This window comes from Myxococcus sp. NMCA1 (assembly GCF_026810205.1).
GTDB classification, from domain to species: domain Bacteria; phylum Myxococcota; class Myxococcia; order Myxococcales; family Myxococcaceae; genus Myxococcus; species Myxococcus xanthus_A.
In genome coordinates, this window is the sequence record NZ_CP113950.1 from 6,845,283 (window position 1) to 6,864,978 (window position 19,696).

General features: G+C 69.9%; 14 protein-coding genes. 8 read left to right on the forward strand and 6 right to left on the reverse strand.

The genetic code is table 11. The annotated features are described in order from the left end of the window. Positions 1–24: 24 nt before the first annotated feature. Positions 25–2,802 carry an Hsp70 family protein gene (locus tag OZ403_RS28135; protein ID WP_268782228.1) on the forward strand — a complete coding sequence of 926 codons (2,778 nt, stop codon included), beginning with the start codon at positions 25–27 and terminating at the stop codon, positions 2,800–2,802. 74 nt (positions 2,803–2,876) lie between these two features. Here the strand turns inward: OZ403_RS28135 and OZ403_RS28140 are convergent, their stop codons facing one another. The 3 genes from OZ403_RS28140 to OZ403_RS28150 all read right to left on the reverse strand — a co-directional run bounded on the left by OZ403_RS28140 (position 2,877) and on the right by OZ403_RS28150 (position 6,574). Continuing rightward, positions 2,877–3,272, reverse strand: coding sequence for a hypothetical protein (locus tag OZ403_RS28140; protein WP_140794432.1), 396 nt, complete (start codon positions 3,270–3,272; stop codon positions 2,877–2,879). Positions 3,273–3,493: 221 nt separating this feature from the next. Beyond that, positions 3,494–5,281 (reverse strand): bifunctional metallophosphatase/5'-nucleotidase, encoded by a 1,788-nt coding sequence (locus tag OZ403_RS28145; RefSeq protein WP_268782229.1) that lies wholly within the window; start codon positions 5,279–5,281, stop codon positions 3,494–3,496. Between the two features lie 45 nt (positions 5,282–5,326). Then, entirely contained in the window at positions 5,327–6,574 is a 1,248-nt protein-coding gene (locus OZ403_RS28150) for a myxosortase-dependent phytase-like phosphatase (protein ID WP_268782230.1), read from the reverse strand. A gap of 142 nt (positions 6,575–6,716) precedes the next feature. Between OZ403_RS28150 and gmd the strand changes: the two genes are divergently transcribed. Together gmd and OZ403_RS28160 are read left to right on the forward strand one after the other, a co-directional pair. Next, positions 6,717–7,691 (forward strand): GDP-mannose 4,6-dehydratase, encoded by a 975-nt coding sequence (gene gmd / locus OZ403_RS28155; protein WP_011555292.1) that lies wholly within the window; start codon positions 6,717–6,719, stop codon positions 7,689–7,691. Continuing rightward, complete coding sequence (locus tag OZ403_RS28160) at positions 7,692–8,618, forward strand: GDP-mannose 4,6-dehydratase (protein ID WP_140794435.1); 927 nt, start codon at positions 7,692–7,694, stop codon at positions 8,616–8,618. Positions 8,619–8,776: 158 nt separating this feature from the next. Here the strand turns inward: OZ403_RS28160 and OZ403_RS28165 are convergent, their stop codons facing one another. Beyond that, positions 8,777–9,502: a hypothetical protein gene (locus tag OZ403_RS28165; protein WP_268782231.1), complete on the reverse strand. Its 726-nt coding sequence runs from the start codon at positions 9,500–9,502 to the stop codon at positions 8,777–8,779. Positions 9,503–9,586: 84 nt separating this feature from the next. Between OZ403_RS28165 and OZ403_RS28170 the strand changes: the two genes are divergently transcribed. Continuing rightward, positions 9,587–10,108 (forward strand): NADAR family protein, encoded by a 522-nt coding sequence (locus OZ403_RS28170; protein ID WP_140794437.1) that lies wholly within the window; start codon positions 9,587–9,589, stop codon positions 10,106–10,108. Between the two features lie 3 nt (positions 10,109–10,111). On the opposite strand, the gene OZ403_RS28175 is transcribed toward OZ403_RS28170, so the two are convergent. Next, positions 10,112–10,666, reverse strand: coding sequence for a hypothetical protein (locus tag OZ403_RS28175; protein WP_140794438.1), 555 nt, complete (start codon positions 10,664–10,666; stop codon positions 10,112–10,114). Between the two features lie 8 nt (positions 10,667–10,674). Beyond that, positions 10,675–11,760 (reverse strand): glycosyltransferase family 4 protein, encoded by a 1,086-nt coding sequence (locus tag OZ403_RS28180; RefSeq protein WP_140858502.1) that lies wholly within the window; start codon positions 11,758–11,760, stop codon positions 10,675–10,677. 47 nt (positions 11,761–11,807) lie between these two features. Between OZ403_RS28180 and OZ403_RS28185 the strand changes: the two genes are divergently transcribed. The 4 genes from OZ403_RS28185 (at position 11,808) to OZ403_RS28200 (ending at position 19,680) form a co-directional block, all read left to right on the forward strand. After that, a complete protein-coding gene (locus OZ403_RS28185; RefSeq protein WP_140876681.1) occupies positions 11,808–14,048 on the forward strand; it encodes a glycosyltransferase family 4 protein in 2,241 nt (746 codons plus the stop codon). Beyond that, positions 14,045–14,767, forward strand: a complete 723-nt coding sequence (locus tag OZ403_RS28190; RefSeq protein WP_140856382.1) for a hypothetical protein — start codon at positions 14,045–14,047, stop codon at positions 14,765–14,767. The genes OZ403_RS28185 and OZ403_RS28190 overlap by 4 nt, the downstream gene beginning before the upstream one ends. A gap of 152 nt (positions 14,768–14,919) precedes the next feature. Beyond that, positions 14,920–15,741, forward strand: a complete 822-nt coding sequence (locus OZ403_RS28195) for a dolichyl-phosphate beta-glucosyltransferase (RefSeq protein WP_140796619.1) — start codon at positions 14,920–14,922, stop codon at positions 15,739–15,741. Positions 15,742–15,900: 159 nt separating this feature from the next. Further along, complete coding sequence (locus OZ403_RS28200) at positions 15,901–19,680, forward strand: FAD-dependent oxidoreductase (RefSeq protein WP_268782232.1); 3,780 nt, start codon at positions 15,901–15,903, stop codon at positions 19,678–19,680. The last annotated feature ends 16 nt before the right edge of the window (positions 19,681–19,696 follow it).

Genomic DNA, 19,696 nt, shown 5'->3' on the forward strand with positions numbered 1-19,696 from the left:
AAGCCATCCGTCAATCGGAGGCGTATGCGAATCGTTGGCATCGACCTGGGCACCACCCATTGCGCCGTGGCATCCGTGGACCCCTCGCGGGGCGCGGGTGCCCCCGTGGAGGACTTCGCCCTTCCGCAGCTCGTCCGCCAGGGCGAGGTGGCCCCGCGGGCCCTGTTGCCCTCCACCGTGTACGTGCCCGCCGGCCACGAGCTGGCGGAGGGTTCGCTCACGCTGCCCTGGGGGGATGACGGCGGTCCGTGGGTGGTGGGGGAGCTGGCGCGCTGGCAGGGCGCGCGCGTGCCGGGGCGGCTGGTGGCCAGCGCCAAGAGCTGGTTGTGCCACCCGGGCGTGGACCGCTCCGCGCCCATCCTTCCCTGGGGCGCGCCCGCGGACGTCCAGAAGCTGTCCCCGGTGGACGCCAGCGCCCTGCTGCTGACGCACATGGCCCGCGCGTGGGATTACGCGCACCCGGACGCGCCCCTGTCGAAGCAGGAGGTGGTGATTACCGTCCCCGCCTCCTTCGACGAAGCGGCCCGCGCCCTCACGGTGAGCGCGGCGCGCAAGGCGGGGCTGGAGAAGTTCACCCTGCTGGAGGAGCCGCAGGCGGCCTTCTACGACTACACCGCGCGCCACCGGGCGGACCTGGAGCAGACGCTCTCCAACGTCCGGCTGGTGCTGGTGGTGGACGTGGGCGGAGGCACCACGGACTTCACGCTGGTGCACGCGGGCGTGTCGCCCGAAGGCCCCATGCTGCGGCGACTGGCCGTGGGCGACCACCTGATGCTGGGCGGCGACAACATGGACGCCGCGCTGGCGCGCCGGATGGAGGAGAAGCTCTTCACGGACGGCCGCCGCCTGTCCGCCACGCAGTGGACGCAGGCCATCCAGGCCGCGCGCACCGCGAAGGAGGCGCTGCTCGGCCTCGCTCCGCCGGAGAAGCACGGCGTGTCGCTGGTGAGTGGCGGCAGCAAGCTGCTGGGCGGCACGTTGTCCACGGAGCTGACGCGCGACGAGGCGCAGGCGCTGGTGCTGGACGGCTTCTTCCCACTCACCACACCCGCTGACAGGCCACGCCGCGCCGCGCGCATGGCGCTCCAGGAGCTGGGCCTGCCCTACGTGCAGGACGCGGCGGTGACGCGGCACCTGGCGGCCTTCCTCGCGCAGCACGCGGCGGCGGGCTTCGCGGCGCTGGGCGAAACGGCGCCGGCGGAGGGCGCCCTGCCCCGGCCGGACGCCATCCTGCTCAACGGCGGCGTGTTCAACTCACCCCAGATTTCCGAGCGGCTGGTGGAGGCCCTCTCCGCGTGGTGGCCGAACGCGCCGCGCATTCCCCTGCTGCGGCACGAGTCCCTGGAGCTCGCGGTGGCCCGGGGCGCCGCGTACTACGGCCTGGTGCGGCGCGGCCACGGCCTGCGCATTGGCGGCGGCGCGGCGCGTGCCTACTACGTGGGCCTGCAGCGCGCGGCGGACAGCGCCGAGCAGCCCGCGCTGTGCCTCATCCCCCGCGGCTTCGAGGAAGGCCAGAAGGTGGACCTGGGCGAGCGCCCCTTCTCGCTCACCCTGGGCCGGCCGGTGCAGTTCCAGCTCTACTCCACCACCAGCGACCGCATCGACAAGCCCGGCGATTTGGTGCCGCTGGTGGAGGACCTCAAGCCGCTGCCGCCCATCCACACGCTGCTCAAGGGCGCCTCCAACAAGGTGGCCGAAGTGCCCGTGCACCTCCAGGCGGCGCTGACGGAGATTGGCACGCTGGAGCTGTACTGCGTGTCCAACGTCGCGGACGAGCGGTGGCGCCTGGAGTTCGAGCTGCGGGGCACTGGCGGCTCGCACGAGCTGACCGTCACCGAGTCGATGCCCGCGCGCTTCGTCGAAGCAAAGGACAACATCGAGCGCGTCTACGGCAACAAGCCGCTGCCCATCGGCCCCAAGGACGTGAAGCAGCTCGGGCGCACGCTGGAGAAGGCCCTGGGCTCGCGTGAGACGTGGCGCGTGCCGGTGCTGCGGGAGATGTGGAGTACCCTCTTCGCGGGCGCGAGCAAGCGCCGGCGCTCGGAGGACCACGAGCGCGTCTTCTACAGCCTCACCGGCTTCAGCCTGAGGCCGGGCTTCGGGTACCCGCTGGACGGCTGGCGCGCGGAGCAGACCTTCGGCCTGTTCGACGCGATGGTGCAGCATCACACGGACAAGGCGGTGTGGACGGAGTTCTGGGTGATGTGGCGCCGCATCGCGGGAGGACTGGACGAGGCGCGGCAGCAGAAGCTGTACGCGTACCTCCAGCCCCATCTGGCGCGGAAGGTGCCACCGGATGCGCCGCCGCCGGGGAAGCTCAAGGGCATCCAGCCCGAGGGCCTGGAGGAGATGGTCCGCACCGCGGCCTCGCTGGAGCACCTGCAACCGGGTGACAAGGCGGAGCTGGGCCGGTGGATTGCCGCGCGGCTGAGGGCCGAGGCGAAGTCCGGCGGTCCGTGGGCCTGGTCCCTGGGACGGCTGGGCGCGCGCGTGCCCCTGTACGGGAGCAGCCACAAGGTGGTGGACGTGGACACGGCCGAGGCCTGGCTCATGCTGCTGCTGGAGTTGGACCTGCGGAAGATTGACGGCGCGTCCTTCGCGGCGGCGCAGCTCGCGCGGCTCACGGGTGATCGCACGCGCGATCTGGACCCGGACCTGCGCGAGCGCACGGCCCAGGCCCTGCTGGCGGCGAAGGCCTCCGAGACGTGGGTGCGAATGGTGCGCGAAGTCGTGGCGCTGGAAGCCGCGGACGAGGCTCGCGCGCTCGGGGATACGCTCCCCGCCGGTCTGCGGCTGTCGTAGGACTGGAAGGAATGCTCCCGCGGGAGTTGGACCTGGAAGGTCCAGCCCCCGGGAGCTGGGACAGCGACGGTGGATCAGCCCTGCGCGGCGGTGACAGGCACGGCGGGGGCTTCACCCGCTTCGGGGCTCGCGGCGGCCGGCACGACCTGGAGCACCGGGGCCGCCTCTTCCACCGGCGCGGCGGCGGCGTCCTTGCCCGCCTTGGGCTTCTTGCTGCCCGCGCCCGAGCGGCACGTGCGGCACCAAGGCTGATTCCGGATGGCGCCATCCGCCATCTTCCGCAGGCCGAACTGCGCCAGCGGCTTCAGCGTCTTGCACTTGATGCACATCAGCGAGATGAGCACCTCTTGACCATCCGCGTCGTAGACGGCGGACTTGCGACGCTTGCGCGGCTGGCCCTGCCCCGGTTCACGCTGCTTCGCCTTCTCAGGCGCAGGCGGCGCCATCATCGGGGTCACTTTGTAGAGCATGTCGGTTCCTCCAGCTCACGGGAGTCCACCCACGCAGGCCCAGGGCCACCTCGGAGTGGACACTCGCAGGGACTAGAGTAGGACCTCCGCTTCCCGTTGGAAACTGATCCCAGGCCGAAAAATCGGCCCCCGGCGCGATTTCAGTGTCCTTCCGCTGGGTTGAGTCCTTACGTTCACCCCCAGCGGATCAGCCGTCGTCCGAATTTTCAGCCGGGACGCGCTCAGCGCGCCTCTTGCTGACACTCTGCTACACCCGTGTAGCGGACACGTCCCAAGTCGGGGGCCTCCAGCGTGCCGCCCCGGGCATTCCCGTAGGCGACGAGCGCTTCCCGCAAATCGAGCCCGTCGACGGGGGTCATCTCGATGCGCTCCGGTGGCACGGTGCTCAAGAGGGGCTCCAGCCCGTCACCGCCTCGCGCCAGAAAGTCCGGGAGGGCCACCCGATACATCTTGCGGGGGTCGACCACGAGCGGCTGACCGCCGGAGAGGGCCACTCCCGAGAACCGCCCAGGCCCCGGACAGCGCTCCAGCGTCACCTCGAGGCCGGAGACGGCGAAGACGGAGCCCATGTCGTTGCCATAGGCCAGGTGCAGCAACCGCGACAGCTCGGGGCCCGTCAAGGTGACGACGGCCACCGTGTTGTCGAAGGGCAGCACTTCGAACACCTGACCGAAAGTGAGCGGCCCCGCGGGCAGGTCCGCGCGGACGCCGCCCGGGTTCATCAGCCCCACGTCCGCGTTGGCCGACGCACGCAGCACGTCCGCCACCAGATTGCCCAGCGCGCCCTCCTCCGTGTAGCCGCGGGCCAGGGGCGTGGCCGCCACGAGCCCCAACTGGCGATTCTGCGCCTCCCGTGCCAGCTCCAGCGCAGGCGCCAGCAGCGGCGCCACCTGCGCGTCGGGCACCACCGGCTCCGCCATGAACGACGCGGGCTCCAGGCGAACCTGGGACTCGTTCCTCAGGCGGCGGCCGTCACACGTTCCCTGGGTGGCGTCCACCTTCGCACAGAGGGGAATGGCGGCCTGGATGCGGGTGCGCTCGGGCAGGATGCGGCGACTGTCCGGGTCCACGAACAGCTCCACCACGCCCAGGGAACGCGCCAGCCCCGTCGTCTCGATGATGGGCACCTGGGCGAAGAAGTGGCCCATCGTCTGGTGGGTGTGTCCCGCCACGATGGCGTCGACCGTGCCTGGCGGCAGGCGCTTCAGCATCGACAGAATCTCCGCGTCGCCCTCGTCGCAGCTCGACGTGTCGCGGGGGTTGCTCAAGTCCGCACACTTGCCTCCCGCATGCGCCACCACCACCACCACCTCCGCGCCGCGCGCGCGCAGGGAACGGGACGCTTCCAGCGCGGCGGGCGCCAGGGGCAGGAAGCGCAGGGACGACACGTTGGCGGGATTGGTGACCTTGGGGGTGTCCTCCGTGGAGAGCCCGATGATGCCCACCTTCACGCCCTTGACCTTCATCAGGTACGTGCCGTCATTGCCCGTCCAGGCGGGGCGCGCGCCAGTGGAGGCGTCGCGGAGGTTCGCCGACAACATGGGGAATCGCGCCTGGCCGATGCGCGCCTTGAGCGCACCCAGCGCATCATCCCCGGGCCGCTGCGCCATGGAACCCGGCCCCACGGGGCCATAGTCGAACTCGTGGTTGCCAATAGCGGCCGCGTCCACCCCCAAGTGGTTGTACACGTCGACGACGACGGCCCCTTCCGTGAGGTTGGAAGGCAACGTGCCCTGGAACATGTCGCCCGCGTCCAGTAGCACCACGCCGCCCGGGTTAGCCGCGCGCAGCCGCGCCACGTAGGCCGCGAGCGTGGCGGCGCCGCCCTCCTCCACCACCTGGCCGTCCTTCAGTGGCGTGCGATGGGGCTCCACCTGTCCGTGGAAGTCGTTGATGCCCACCAGGGTGATGCGGATGGGCTCCGGCGGAGCGCCGCGGATCCAGAAGCCGGAGCACGCGGTGGTGGCCCCGCACGCCAACGCGAGGGCGATGAGTCGGAAGAAACGCATGAGGGCGCGCACTTCAGCGCGGCGCGCGCCCGCTGGCAACGCGCTTCAGTCGCGACGCCGGCGCCCCACCCGCACCAGGGCGAGCAACGCGAACGCAGCGGTGGCCGGCACGGAGGCCGAAGCACACGAGCAGCCCGACTCCTCGGGACGATTGCCCGGGCCTGGCCTCGGCCCCGGACCACCGGAGCCACCTCCGTCCCCCGGGCCACCGTCCGTGCCCCCGTCCGTCCCCCCGTCCGAATCGAACCGCGTGTCGATTCGAAGCGCGGGGTCGAAGACCTCGGCGACCGCCGGCCAGCGTGCGTACAGGAAGCGCTGCGGGTTGGAGAACGCATAACTGCCCACGAAGAGCCCGTCGGGATAGGTCGTGCCCAGCGACGACGCGGAGACGGCGAGGGCCACTGGGTCATTCGCCCGGATGACGCCCCCATCCTCGTCAGCCAGCCGGAACGAGCCCACGAAGGTCCTCGCGCGCCGCTCGTAGATGGCGAACGCATCCGCGCCCGTGTCCGCGACCAGGATGTACCCTTCGCCATTGCGCGCGCGGTACAGCGCGACCCGGCCCACATTGGCGGAGAGCCCACCCGAGCCCTGGATGGAGAGCTGCTGTCCGGTGACGTCCGCGTCCGCGGCCGCCGCATAGCGCCACAGGCCCTGCCCCTGCTGGGTGACGAACAGGGAGTCCGACGCCTCGTCCACGGCCAGACCCGCGATGGGCCCCGTCGTGGTGAGCGTGCGGACCAGGGTGGCCGTCACGCGCCCCGTGTCCCCGGCCAGTTCGTACTGCTGGAGCACGCCCGTGGACTTGCCCGCGAACACATAGAACCGGCCCGAGTCCTGGTTTTGATAGAGCGCCACGGCGGAGAACTGCGTCCCTGTCACAAATCCCCCAGCGCCTAGGCTGACCACCCGGTCCGCGCGGTCGGGGTCCACCGTGTAGGCCACCAGCCCGTTGAAGTTGCTGGCCGCCACCACCAGGGTCTGCTGCACCCCGGACAGCGGGAACTCGTCCCGCACGGCCACGGCCGACATCGGGCCATCCGCGAGCTCCGCATCCAGCTGCTCGCCCCCCACGCCGAAGGTGACGAGACCCGAGTTGGGGCTGTTGTAGGCGGTGAGGAACAGGCTGCTGCCGGGGGCGCCGGGACTCACCCAGAGGGCCACGTCCTGAAGCACCCCGCCGGTGATGGACGGGTCGGGCTCGGACTGCGACGTCGGCGACACGGCGACCTGCGCGGACACCGGAGTGCCCAGGAGCAGCGCCGCCAGGGCCAGGGGGGTTGGGTTGCGCATGACCGCCTCCAGGTAGAGCGATTGGAGCTCCCTAACTTGGCACGAGGCGTCGGGCTTTCAAGTAGGAAGCGGCCGGGAACGGTTGGCGATGGGTGACAGCGTCGGCTAGAAAGTGCGTCTTCCAGCCAACACAGAAAAGACCATGGCGACCAAGCGCGCACTCATCACGGGCATCACGGGGCAGGACGGCAGCTATCTCGCGGAGCTGCTCCTTTCGAAGGGCTACGAGGTGCACGGCATGGTGCGCCGCTCGTCGGAGGAGAAGTTCGAGCGCATCCAGCACCTGCACGGGAAGATTCAGCTCCACCAGGGCGACTTGCTGGACCAGTTCTCGCTCGCGGCGCTGCTGAACCTGACGAAGCCCGACGAGGTCTACAACCTGGCGGCGCAGTCCTTCGTCCCCACCAGCTGGAACCAGCCGGTGCTCACCGGTGAGTTCACCGCGCTGGGCGTGACGAAGATGCTGGAGGCCATCCGCCACACCCGCCCGGAGGCGCGCTTCTACCAGGCGTCGTCCAGCGAGATGTTCGGCAAGGTGCTGGAGGTTCCGCAGACGGAGGACACGCCCTTCTATCCGCGCAGCCCGTACGGTGTGGCCAAGGCCTACGGCCACCACATCACGGTGAACTACCGCGAGTCCTTCAACCTGTTCGCGGTGAGCGGCATCCTCTTTAACCACGAGTCGCCGCGCCGGGGCCTGGAGTTCGTCACGCGCAAGGTCACCTACAACGTGGCGCGCATCAAGCTGGGCCTCCAGGAGAAGCTGCCCATGGGCAACCTGGACGCCAAGCGCGACTGGGGCTTCGCGGGCGACTACGTGGACGCCATGTGGCGGATGCTCCAGCAGCCGCAGGCCGAGGACTATGTGGTGGCCACCAACGAGACGCACACCGTGCGCGAGCTGGTGGAGATTGCCTTCGCGCGCGTGGGCCTGGACTGGGAGAAGCACGTCTTCATCGACCCGGCCTTCGTGCGCCCCGCCGAGGTGGACCTGCTCATCGGCGACCCGGCCAAGGCGAAGACGAAGCTGGGCTGGGAGCCCAAGGTCCGCTTCAAGGAACTGGTGGAGATGATGGTGGACGCGGACCTGGAGCGCGTGAAGGCGGGGCAGCGGTAGATGCGGATTCTGGTAACAGGCGCGGATGGCTTTGTCGGTCGGCACTTGTGCGCCCTGCTGCGCGCCGCTGGCGACGAGGTCGTGGAGGCCCACGGGCCGCGCGGTGAGGGCATCAACAGCAACGCCCTGCACTTCGACGTGGCCAACGAAGCCTCGGTGAAGGCGGCGGTGGCCGAGGCGAAACCCGAGGGCGTCATCCACCTGGCGGGCTTCAGCTCGGTCGCGAAGAGCCACCACAACCCGTCCCGGGTGTTCGCGGTGAACACCATGGGCGTGGTGCACCTGCTCACCGCGGTGCGCGAGAGCGTCCCGAAGGCGCGCGTGGTGCTGGTGGGCTCCGGCGAGGTGTACGGCCCGGTGCCCGAAGGCACGCGCGCCACCGAGGACACTCCGGCGGTGCCGCTGAGCCCCTACGCGGCCTCCAAGTCCGCAGCGGAGCTGGCCGCGGTGCAATTCCACCGCAGCTACGGGCTGGAGGTCGTCATGGCGCGGCCCTTCAACCACCTGGGCGCGGGGCAGGACCCCACCTTCGTGGTGCCCTCGTTCGCGGCGCAGATTCGCGCCATCGGACTGGGCACGGTGGACCCGGTGCTGCGCACGGGCAACCTGGATGCGGTGCGCGACTTCTCGCACGTGCGCGACGTGGTGGAGGCCTACCGGCTGCTGCTCGACAAGGGGGAGCCGGGGCAGGCGTACAACATCGGCAGCGGTGAGGGACGCACCATCCGCAGCCTGCTGGAGGAGATGTTGTCGCTCGCGGGCGTCAACGCGCGCATCGAGCTGGACCCCGCGCGCCTGCGGCCCTCCGACATCCCCAGCCTCGTCGGCGCTCCCGACAAGCTGAAGGCGCTGGGCTGGGCCCCGAAGCTGACCGTGACGGACGCGCTGCGCGACGTGCTCGGCCCCCGCGTGCCCGGCGCGGCGTGAGCAGGCGAAGGCGCGCGCGTATCCCCTGGGTGCGCGCGCGTCGGCGGCTCGGCTGGGGCGACCGGATGCCGCGCCAGCTTTGATGGGACTGGCGTCGCGGAACCCGCGATTCCGAAGTGGACGGCCCCATGACGAGGTGACGCGTCAGGTGTCCCTGTTCACTGAAGCGCCGCCCAGGCCTGAAGCCGCCGCTCCAACGCCGTGAGGGTCCACAGGTCCGCCGGATTGTCTGGCCGCACCTGGACCAGGTCCCGCTGAAGCGCCTCGCGCGCCTCCACGACGCCCCACTCCGACAACACCCGCAGCGCCATCAGCGAGGGCCTGCGCGTCACCAGCGCGAGCAGCACCGCCACGACGCGAGGGCTTCGCTCGTCAGCCAGCCGCTGCACCGCCTCGTGACGCGCCTCGGGCGTGGAGTCCGGCGCCTCCAGCACCTCGGCCAGCGAGGTGAAGCGCGCATCGTCCAGCAGCGGGCGCGGACCGGGCTGCGGCTCCCAGTGCTCCACGGTGACGTTCGTCCGGCCCATGGAGACGCACTCCCGGCGCACGCCGTCATCGCCGAAGAGGTCCATGATGCGATCCCTCGACGGCGTGCCGCCCACGAGCAGTTGCCCCGCACGCTGGGAAAGCGTGGGTGACACGCCGAGCAGATGGACGCGCAGCACCGTGGCCTCGGCCGCGGCGCCCTGCTCGGTGGAAGCACGGGGCCACTTGAGGAAGACCTCCGCAATCCCCCGTTCATGGACGTGCCAGCGGTACTCCAGCCACACGGCGCTGGGGCGGAGGGCGAAGCGGGCGTCTTCCTGCTCGCGGAGCCGGGGGGCACCTTCCGCAAGCCCGGTGAAGCAGCGTTCCAGCAGGGCCAGGGCGTCGGAGAGCGTCATGAAGGTGGGGCAGTGTAGCGACGTTTGTCAGGTCGCCGGGCCACCATCGTTAGTGTACAATCCACACCATTCCCGAGGTCGCCCATGAGCGAAGCAGGACAGCAGCGGTTCACCTTCTTCTGGCAGGCGCACTCCCCCTTCTCCCAGTGGCACCGTTCCGACTTTGTCGTGGACGGCGTGCACTACGTGTGCGCGGAGCAGTACATGATGGCAGGCAAGGCGCGGCTCTTCGGCGACACCGAAGCGCTGGCGAGCATCCTGTCATCGAAGTCGCCCAAGACGCACAAGGCCCTGGGCCGCAAGGTCCGCGATTTCGACAACGCGCGCTGGGAGAAGGCGCGTGAGCGCATCGTCTACGAGGGCAACCGCGCGAAGTTCACCCAGAGCGAGGAGCTGCTGAATGCACTCCTGGCCACCGCGGGCACGGAGTTGGTGGAAGCCAGTCCCGTGGATCGCATCTGGGGTGTGGGGTTGGATGAGGAGGACCCGCGCATCCAACACCCCGCGAAGTGGCGCGGACTGAACCTGCTGGGCAAGGTCCTCACGAAGCTGCGCGAGGACCTGATGGCGGAGGGCGTCACCAAGGCGTCCCCCGCCAAACCGTAGGGCTCAGAAGTCGTAGCGCACTTGAGCCTGGTCCGACAGGACCAGGTTCACCGTGCCCGAGGTCTTCCCGAACTGCGCCCCGAAGCGCTGCGAAACCGAGGACACGTCGAAGCGAGGACTGGCCCGCAGGAGCGCCTTGCACCGGTCGTTGTTCCCATCGTGCACCAGCACCAGGTTCGCCACGGGCGTGCCATCCACGCCCTGCTGGAGGTTCCCATCCCAGGCCAGCGAGTACGTGTGCTCGGCGCAACCTCCGCCATGCATCACGGCCACCGTCAGGATGCCACCGTCCACCTTGGCGCTTCGGATGTTGATGGGGTCCTTCGGCTCGGGATTGGGCGTCACCACCAGGGGCTGGACGGCCGCCTTCGCCTCACCTTCCTCGGCGGGCGGAATCTCGGTGGCCTGCGTGTCTTCAGGGGCCGGCGCCGACACTTCCGCGCTGGCTTCGGCCTCGGCGGGTGGCGGTTCCACCGGAGCAGTGCCTGTATCCTGCCGACCCGCACAGCCCGCGAGCAGTCCACACAGCATCACCCCACTCCAGACGAGCTTTCGCATACGTCTCCTTATCGCCGCAGCGCGGCCTCGTACGCCGCCAAGGTACCCTCGGCGGTCCGCTTCCAGGTGAACTTCGCGGCCTGCGCCTTTCCACGCTCCGCGAGCGCCCGTCGTTCCTCCGGCGAGTGGAGCAGCCGGTCCAACGCCCTCGCGAGCCCGTTCGCATCGTCGGGCCCCACACTCAGCGCGGCGTCGCCACAGACCTCCGGCAGCGAGCCCGCGGTGGACACGATGGTGGGCGTCCCCAGCCGCATCGCCTCCAGCGGTGGCAGCCCGAACCCCTCATAGCGCGAGGGGAACACGAACACGGCCGCGCGGCGCATCAGCTCGTAGAACACGGCGTCGGACTGATAGCCGAGCGAGCGCACCTCGAACCCCTCCGAGCGCAGCCGGGAGATGCGCGCCTCCACGCGACCCGCGCCGAACCAGCTCTGCCCCGCAAGCACCAGCGAGACGGGCCGCCCCCGCAGCCGCAGCCGCTCCAGGGCGTCCAGCACCAGGTCCACGTTCTTCCGCACGTCGAGCGAGCCCGCGTAGAGCACGTATTCCTTCGGCAGCGAGAGCGCGCGCAGGAAGTCCTTGCTGGTGTCATCCAGGGCTGGCGCATGGACGTGGTCCACGCCATTGGGCACCACCACCGTGCGCGACTCCGCTTCCGGGTAGCGGGCCAGCAGGTCCTGCCGCGTGCGCTCGCTCACGCACACCACCTGGTCCGCCACCATCAGGCTGCGCGACAGCCACAGACGGAACTGCCAGCGGAACGCGGACGACACCGTCTCCGGCATCAGCAGTGGAATCAAATCGTGCACCGTCAGCACGTACTTCATGCCGGGCACGCGGATGAGGGGCAGGTTGAAGTTGCCGTGTGCGTGGTACAGCGGCGCGTCCGAGCCCTGGAGCACGCGCGGCAAGCCTCCCAGCGTCCAGGCAGTGCGCCCGGCTTTCGCTCGAGGAGCCTCGCCAGATGACCGAGCCCCTACGCGGGTGAGCTGGACGCCGAGCGCCTCCAGGGCGGAGGCCAGGCAACGGGTGTACAGGCCGATGCCGGTGGTCGGCTCGTCCCAGAGTGTCGCGTCGAAGGCGATAGGTCCCATGGACACGGTGCGCCTCATACCACGAGCGTGTGATAGGCAGGGTCCGCATGGCGATCCACCAGTTGATACCGAGCTTTGTCCCCGGCGACGCCACCGGGCAGGCCGCGTTGCACCTGCAGCTCCTGCTGCGCCGCATGGGGCACGCGGGCGCGCTGTACGCGGACGAGGTGGGCCCGGGGCTCGAAGGGCTGGCCAGCCCCGCGTCCGCGCTGCGTCCCGCGCCCGGTGACCTGGTCCTCTACCACCATGGCATCGCCTCCCCGCTCAGCAGCCGGCTGATGCACCTGCCCTGCCGTCGCGGCATCGTCTTCCACAACATCAGCCCCGCACGTTTCTACGAGGGGCTGCCGCTGGCGGACGCGCTGGTGGCGGGACGGGCCCAGCTCGCCGCGATGGCCCCCTTCGCGGATGTGGCCATCGGCGTGTCGGACTTCAACGCCGCCGAGCTGCGCGTCGCGGGTTACCGCAACGTCCACACGGTGCCCCTCTTCATTGAACCGGAGCGATTCTCCCGCGCCAGCGCGGACGCGAAGATGCTCCAGCGGCTCGAAGGTCCAGGCCCCGTGCTGCTCGGCGTGAGCCGGGTGATGCCGCACAAGCGCTTCGAGGACCTGCTCGCGCTCCATCGCGAAGTCCTGCGGCTGCGCCCCCAGGCCCGCCTGTTGATGGTGGGCGGCTACGAGCCCGGCAGCCGGTACTTCCGCATGCTCCAGCGCGAGGCGCGCGGCCTGCGCGGCGTGAGCTTCCTGGGACGTCTGAACCACGCGCAGCTCGTGGCCGCGTACAGGTCCGCCTCCGTCTTCGTCTCCATGAGCGAGCATGAGGGCTTCGGCGTCCCTCTCATCGAGGCCATGGCCGCCGAGGTGCCCGTGCTGGCCTACGCGGCCGCGGCGGTGCCGGAGACGTTGGGCGGCGCGGGCGTGGCCTTCGACCAGAAGCGCTTCGCCTTCCTCGCGGAGCTGGCGGTGGACCTGAGCGAGGACGTGTCCCTGCGCAAGCCCGTCATCGCAGGTCAGACGCGGCGGCTGGAGCACTTCTCCGCGCATTCCGTGCAGACCGGCTTCACGAAGGCACTGGAGACGGTGCTCCCCCGCCCCGCGCCCACAAAGCCCCGGAAGGCTCCCGAGCGTCCCCGGGTGGCGTTGGTGGTGCAGCGCTACGGCGAGGTGACGGGCGGCGCGGAGAAGCTCGCCGCGCAGATGGCCGAGCACCTGGCTCCACACTGGGACCTCACCGTGCTGACGACCTGCGCGAAGAATCACCTCGTGTGGGACAACGCGTTTCCGCCCGGCCCCGACGTCGTGGACGGCATCAAGGTGTTGCGCTTCCCGTCCACGCGGGTGCGCAACATCCGGGGCTTCAACGGCCTGTCGCGGCAGGTGTTCGACAAGAGCAACGAGCGGCTGCGCGAAGAGCAGTGGGTGGCCGAGCAGGGCCCCATGTGCCCCGGCCTGCTGCACCACCTGGCCACCGAGCGCGACGCCTACGACGGCTATCTCTTCTTCACCTATCTCTACGCGCCCACGGTGTGGGGACTGCCGCTGGTGGCGGACCGGGCCCTGCTGGTGCCCACCACACATGATGAGGCCCCAGTCCGCTTCGGTGTGTATCGGGACGTCTTCGAACGCCCGCGCGCCCTGCTCTGCCTCACGCCGGAGGAGCACACGCTCATCGAGAAGTACTTCCCGAATCACGCACCCACGCGGGTGGTGGGCGTGGGCGTGGACCGGCCTCGGGCGGATGGCGCGCGCTTCAAGGAGAAGCACGGCATCCACCGGCACTACCTGCTCTACATCGGGCGTCAGGAGCCGGGCAAAGGCGTGCCCGAGCTGCTCCAGCACCACCAGGCCTTGAAGGAGCGGTTCGAGGACGCGCCGGACCTGGTGCTCGCGGGCGACACCAACATGGAACTGTCCGGCGAGGGCGTGCGCTATCTGGGCCGCATCGACGAGCAGGACAAACACGACGCGCTGGCGGGGGCATTGGCGGTGGTGGTGCCGTCCCGCTACGAGAGCCTGTCGCTGCTGACGCTGGAGTCCTTCGCCCAGGGCACGCCCGTGCTCGTGAACGGGCGCTCGGACGTGCTGGTGGGACAGGTGGAGCGCAGCGGCGCGGGCCGCGCGTACACGGACCTGGAGTCGTTCATCCAGGGCCTGCGCGAGGTGGGCGCGGAGCGTGGGCCCATGGGCAAGCGGGGCCTGGCGTACGTGAAGAAGCAGGGCTGGCCACAGGTGGTGGCGGCCTACCGGGAAGAAATGCAACGCATCCTCGAGGAGAAGCGCCAATGAAGTTACTGGGACGGGACATCCCCGCGCGGGAGCTGATTGCCCGCATCGAGGAGCGCCTGCGCACGCGCGGCCTCCCCACCTCCGAGGAAGTGGAGCTGCCGCCCGAAGGCGTGGAGCCCCGGGTGGAGCCGCTGACCTTCAACCTGCATGCGTTGGAGGAGTACGCGGACGCCACGCGCGCCCTCCCCCTGCACACCCACCGGGGTGGCGTGGGACAAGTCGTCCTGCTGGCCAAGTGGGCCTTCCGCAAGTCGTGCCAGGTGTTCATCAACGAGGCGCTCGGCAGGCAGCGCGTGTTCAACGGACACGTGCGCGACTCCTACGCGCAGCTGTCCGCCGAGGTGCTCCGTCTGCGTCGCGAGGTGGAGGCACTCCGGTCGAGGCCAGTCCCCGCGGTTGCCGATGCAGCGGTGCCACAGCCGTCCACCGCGTCGACCACCACGACGGCGCCGGCGATTGACGCCGTGCTGCCCAAGCCGCGTGACACCAAGGCCCAGTCACGGCAGCCGGTGAGCGCGGCTTCTACGGGCAAGTCGGCCGTCCCGCCACCTGCCGCACACGCGCAGGCACCGGTGCCCGCCGCGGGCGAGCCGGTCACGAGCAAGACCGCCCGTGCGAAGAAGGCCGCGCCTTCTGCGCCTGCACAGCCCTCAGCGGAGGCTTCGCCGCGCCGGAACGCCTCCGGACAGAAGAAGCGCCGCAACAAGAAGTCCCGTTGAAGACCACCCGACACGAAGCGCGGCGCCTGCCCCGGACCTCCTGAACAGGCCGCGCTCCTGGACTTCGAGCCGTGCGATTTGGTGAGTGCGAGGCGGGAACTAGCCGACACCTTGCATTGACGGCCCATCAGCACCTGTGCTCAATCGACCACGTGCATGCGCCCTTCGTCAGCGTCGTCATCCCCGCCTACAACGAGGGCCAGCGGCTGCCTCGCTTCGTCGCGGAGCTCACGCGCGTGTTCCTCGAGCGGAGCGCCCCGCCGGTGGAGTTCGTCGTCGTCGACGATGGCAGCGCGCCCGAGCAGGCCGAACTCCAGCGCGCGAGCGTAGAGGCGGCCCAGGCTCGCCTCGCCACCGCGGGGGCGCGGCACCAGTTCACCTACGTAGCGGCGCCTCGCAACCAGGGAAAGGGCTTGGCCATCCGGCTCGGCTGGCGTCACGCGTCAGCGGGCGTCACGTGGCTGGCCTTCCTGGACGCGGATGGCGCCATCAATGCCGAGGAGTTCCACCGGCTGGTGGCGATGAGCGCATCAGAGATGGCGCAGAACGTGGACGTCCTGGCCGGCTCGCGCATCCTCATGGCCGGACGCCGCGTCGTGCGCAGCCTCCACCGCCACCTGCAGGGCCGCATCTTCGCCACGCTCACGGATGCGAACTTCAAACTCCACTTCTACGACACGCAGTGCGGGGTGAAGTTCGTCCGCGCGGACATCCTCCGGCCGCTCCTGGACGTGCTCCAGGAGCAGCGCTGGCTGCTGGACGTGGAGTTGCTGGTGCTGCTGAAGCGCCAGGGCGCGCGCTTCCTGGAGGTCCCCATCGACTGGGAGGACTTCGGAGGTTCCAAGGTCATCCCGGGGCTCGACGCGGCGCGCATGTTCTGGGGACTGCTGCAGCTGCGTCGGCGGCTGGAGCATGTGTCCCTGCCTACCCACCGTGACGCGTTGCCCGAAGGCGAGCCACACGCCCAGCGGTAGGCAGGAGCGTCACTGTGTAGGCGTGCAGCCCCTTCATGCCTGCACGCGATACAGACCCTCACCTCCAGTGACAAGCCCGCTTGATTTCCGGACGGCACACCGCGAAATAGGTGCCGCTTGGAAGCCGTTTCTCCAGGTTCCTCCCACACTGTTCGTGACATGCGCGCCTTGACTGACCTGCCCTCCGACCCCACCCCTCCTCTGACCCTGGGCCTGCCGGGCTTTGTCTTCGAGGACCTGTATCGTCCCGCCGGTCTTCGCCGGCTGGCGGAGCGCTTCGACGCACAGCTCGCCGAGGATGAGCCCGAGCTCTTCCAGGCCTTCGACGCGTACCGCAAGTCTGGCGGCAAGAGCGTCAGCGGCGCCGCGGAGTCGGACCTGCTCATCCGCGTGTCGCGCCACGTGTCGCGCTTCGTCACGCGCCTCTTCCGCGTGGAGCAGGAGCTGGAGCGCATGGCCGGCCGCCTCAAGGGCGAGCTGCCGCTCTTCGACTTCAAGCGCGAGTTCATCACCCGCCGCGTTTTCAAGAAGGGCGCCGCGGACCGCCCGGCGCTGGCGGAGTTCCCCTCGCTGGACGCGCGCATGCGGCTGATGCTCCAGCTGGGCTTCCCGGAGGCACTGGCCACCGGGGACCTGGAGCGGGGTCTGGCGGAGTCGGTCCTCGCTCTGATGGACCTGGAGCGCCTGTTCTCCAACGCGCTGCCCGCCGAGCGTCAAGGTGAGGCGGAGGCCCTGCGCGCCCGCTGGTCCGCGCTGCGCGAGGTGCTGCTGTCCACGCCCGAGGGCAAGGACGCCTTCGGCTCCAGCCTCGTCACGCAGGGCGATGACGCCGCGGAGCTCCAGTCCGTGCGCGCGCTGCTGTCGCTGGCGGACCGCTGGACGTACGCGCGGGCGCTGCATCCGGAGACGAAGGACATCTTCCACGCCTGGCCCACCCACCGGATTCCCAAGCCGCTGGTGTTCGACCAGCTCGTCCACCTCCAGCGTCCGGACAACGAGCTGCCCGAGGCCACCGAGGGCCTGGAGCACCACCTCCGCCACCGCGACGGTTTCAAGCTCACCGACCGCCGGGGCACCTCGCGCGACGTGATGAACGAGGTGGACTACTGCGTGCTCTGCCACGAGCGGCAGAAGGACTCATGCACCAAGGGCTTCCCCGCCAAGGACCCGGTGGCCGAGGGGCACCACTACAAGAAGAACCCGCTGGGCATCCCCCTCAACGGGTGCCCGCTCGACGAGCGCATCTCCGAGGCACACCTGCTCAAGCGTGAGGGCAACTCCGTGGCGGCGCTGGCCATGGTGACGCTCGACAATCCGATGTGCCCCGGCACCGGTCACCGCATCTGCAATGACTGCATGAAGGCCTGCATCTTCCAGAAGCAGGAGCCGGTGAACATCCCGCTGGCGGAGACGGCCACGCTCACGGACGTGCTGAACCTGCCGTGGGGCTTCGAAATCTACGGCCTGCTCACGCGGTGGAACCCGCTCAACGTCCGCCGCCCGTACGCGCTGCCCTACGTGGGCCGCAACGTGCTGGTGGTGGGCCTGGGCCCCGCCGGCTACACGCTGTCGCACTACCTGCTCAACGAGGGCTTCGGCGTCACGGGGATAGACGGCCTCAAGATTGAGCCCTTCCCCGACGCGCTCGTGGGCCGCAACGGCCACGCGCTCCAGCCCATCCGCGACTGGTCCGCGCTTACCAGCGAGCTGGACGAGCGCATCCTGGAAGGCTTCGGCGGCGTGTCCGAGTACGGAATCACCGTGCGCTGGGACAAGAACTTCCTCACGCTCATCCACCTCACGCTGGCGCGGCGGGAGAGCTTCCGCATCCACGGCGGCGTGCGCTTCGGTGGCACCCTCACGGTGGAGGACGCGTGGGCGCTGGGCTTCGACCACATCGCCATCGCCGCTGGCGCGGGCCGCCCGACCATCATCGGGATGAAGAACAACCTCATCCGGGGCATCCGCAAGGCCAGTGACTTCCTGATGTCGCTCCAGCTCACCGGCGCGTTCAAGAAGGACTCGCTGGCGAACCTCCAGGTGCAGCTGCCCGCCATCGTCATCGGCGGTGGCCTCACCGGCATCGACACCGCCACGGAGCTGATGGCGTACTACCCGGTGCAGGTGGAGAAGGCGCTCGCCCGCCACGAGAAGCTGGTGTCCCAGGTGGGCGAGGAGGCCGTGCTGGCCCGCCTCGACGCGGAGGAGCGAGCCACCTACCAGACGTTCCTGGAGCACGGCCGCGCCGTGCGCGAGGAGCGCCAGAAGGCGAAGGCCCTGGGCAGAGACCCGGACTTCATCAAGCTGGTGCGCGCGTGGGGCGGCGTCAGCCTCGTCTACCGCCGCAGCCTCACCGAGTCCCCCGCCTACCGCCTCAACCACGAGGAAGTGACGAAGGCGTTGGAGGAAGGCATCCGCTTCATCGAGCGCATGAGCCCGGTGGAGGCCCTGCCGGACGCCTCCGGCGCGGTGCGCGCGCTGCGCTTCGAGCGCATGGTGACGGTGGACGGCAAGCTCAAGGGCAGCGGCCAGTTCTTCGAGCTGCCCGCGCGCACGGTGTGCGTCGCGGCCGGCACGTCCCCCAACGTCACGTACGAGAAGGAATACCCGGGCACCTTCCAGCTCGACGCGCGCGGCGAGTACTTCCAGAGCCACGAACTGGTGGATGCGGAAGACGGCTTCTCGCTGGTGCCCGTGAAGGCGAAGGAGGACCCGGCGGCGAAGACGGGCTTCTTCACGTCGTACCAGCAGGACGGCCGCTTCATCTCCTTCTACGGCGACAACCACCCGACCTACGCGGGCAACGTGGTGAAGGCCATGTCCAGCGCGAAGGACGGTCACCCGCAGGTGGCGCGGCTGTACGCGAAGGAAGTGGCCGCGCTCGACTTCACCGACGAGGTGGCCCAGGCCGCGCGTGACGCGCGGCGCGCCGCGCACTTCGCCAAGCTGGACGAGGCGTTCACCGCCACCGTGGTGGCCGTCAACCGGCTGACGCCGACCATCGTCGAGGTGGTGGTGCGCGCGCCCTTCGCGGCCAGCCACTTCTCTCCCGGCCAGTTCTACCGGCTGCAGAACTTCGAGCGGAACGCGCCCGTGGTGGACGGCGTGCGCCTCACCATGGAGGGCCTGGCCCTCACCGGTGCCTGGGTGGACAAGGAGAAGGGGCTGATGGGCACCATCGTGCTGGAGATGGGCTCGTCCTCGCGCCTGTGCGCCGCGCTCAAGCCCGGTGAGCCCGTGGTGCTCATGGGCCCTACCGGCGCGCCCACGGAGATTGGCCACAACGAGACGGTGGTGCTCGTGGGCGGCGGTCTGGGCAACGCGGTGCTGTTCTCCATCGCCCGCTCGCTCAAGGCGGCCGGCTGCCGCGTCGTGTACTTCGCCGGCTATCGGCAGAAGTCGGACTCCTTCAAGCACGACGAAATCGAGGCCGGCACGGACCAGATTGTGTGGTCCGTGGACACCGGAGACACGATTGAGCCGCGCCGGCCGCAGGACTCGGCGTTCCGGGGCAACGTGGTGCAGGCGATGGTGGCCTACGCGGAAGGCAAGCTGGGCCCCGCGCCCGTCGTCGCCCTGGCGGACGTGGACCGCATCATCGCCATCGGCTCGGATGGAATGATGCGCGCGGTGGCCGAAGCGCGGCACGGCGTCCTCCAGCCGCACCTCAAGCCGGGACACGAGGCCATCGGCTCCATCAACTCGCCGATGCAGTGCATGATGAAGGAGATCTGCGCCCAGTGCCTCCAGCGGCACGTGGACCCGGTGACGGGCAAGGAGACGTGGGTGTTCTCCTGCTACAACCAGGACCAGCGGCTGGACCAGGTGGACTTCGTCAACCTCCGGCAGCGCCTGCGCGGCAACACCGTCATGGAGAAGGTCGCCGACGTCTACCTGGCGCAGCTCTTCAAGCAGGCCCCGCACCTCAAGCGCGTCTGAGGCGAGGGGGCAGTGC

Coding starts and splice junctions, on each gene's coding strand:
- OZ403_RS28135 (WP_268782228.1), top strand. CDS start 25: ATGCGAATCGTTGGCATCGACCTGGGCACCACCCATTGCGCCGTGGCA.
- OZ403_RS28140 (WP_140794432.1), bottom strand. CDS start 3,272: ATGCTCTACAAAGTGACCCCGATGATGGCGCCGCCTGCGCCTGAGAAG.
- OZ403_RS28145 (WP_268782229.1), bottom strand. CDS start 5,281: ATGCGTTTCTTCCGACTCATCGCCCTCGCGTTGGCGTGCGGGGCCACC.
- OZ403_RS28150 (WP_268782230.1), bottom strand. CDS start 6,574: ATGCGCAACCCAACCCCCCTGGCCCTGGCGGCGCTGCTCCTGGGCACT.
- gmd (WP_011555292.1), top strand. CDS start 6,717: ATGGCGACCAAGCGCGCACTCATCACGGGCATCACGGGGCAGGACGGC.
- OZ403_RS28160 (WP_140794435.1), top strand. CDS start 7,692: ATGCGGATTCTGGTAACAGGCGCGGATGGCTTTGTCGGTCGGCACTTG.
- OZ403_RS28165 (WP_268782231.1), bottom strand. CDS start 9,502: ATGACGCTCTCCGACGCCCTGGCCCTGCTGGAACGCTGCTTCACCGGG.
- OZ403_RS28170 (WP_140794437.1), top strand. CDS start 9,587: ATGAGCGAAGCAGGACAGCAGCGGTTCACCTTCTTCTGGCAGGCGCAC.
- OZ403_RS28175 (WP_140794438.1), bottom strand. CDS start 10,666: ATGCGAAAGCTCGTCTGGAGTGGGGTGATGCTGTGTGGACTGCTCGCG.
- OZ403_RS28180 (WP_140858502.1), bottom strand. CDS start 11,760: ATGGGACCTATCGCCTTCGACGCGACACTCTGGGACGAGCCGACCACC.
- OZ403_RS28185 (WP_140876681.1), top strand. CDS start 11,808: ATGGCGATCCACCAGTTGATACCGAGCTTTGTCCCCGGCGACGCCACC.
- OZ403_RS28190 (WP_140856382.1), top strand. CDS start 14,045: ATGAAGTTACTGGGACGGGACATCCCCGCGCGGGAGCTGATTGCCCGC.
- OZ403_RS28200 (WP_268782232.1), top strand. CDS start 15,901: ATGCGCGCCTTGACTGACCTGCCCTCCGACCCCACCCCTCCTCTGACC.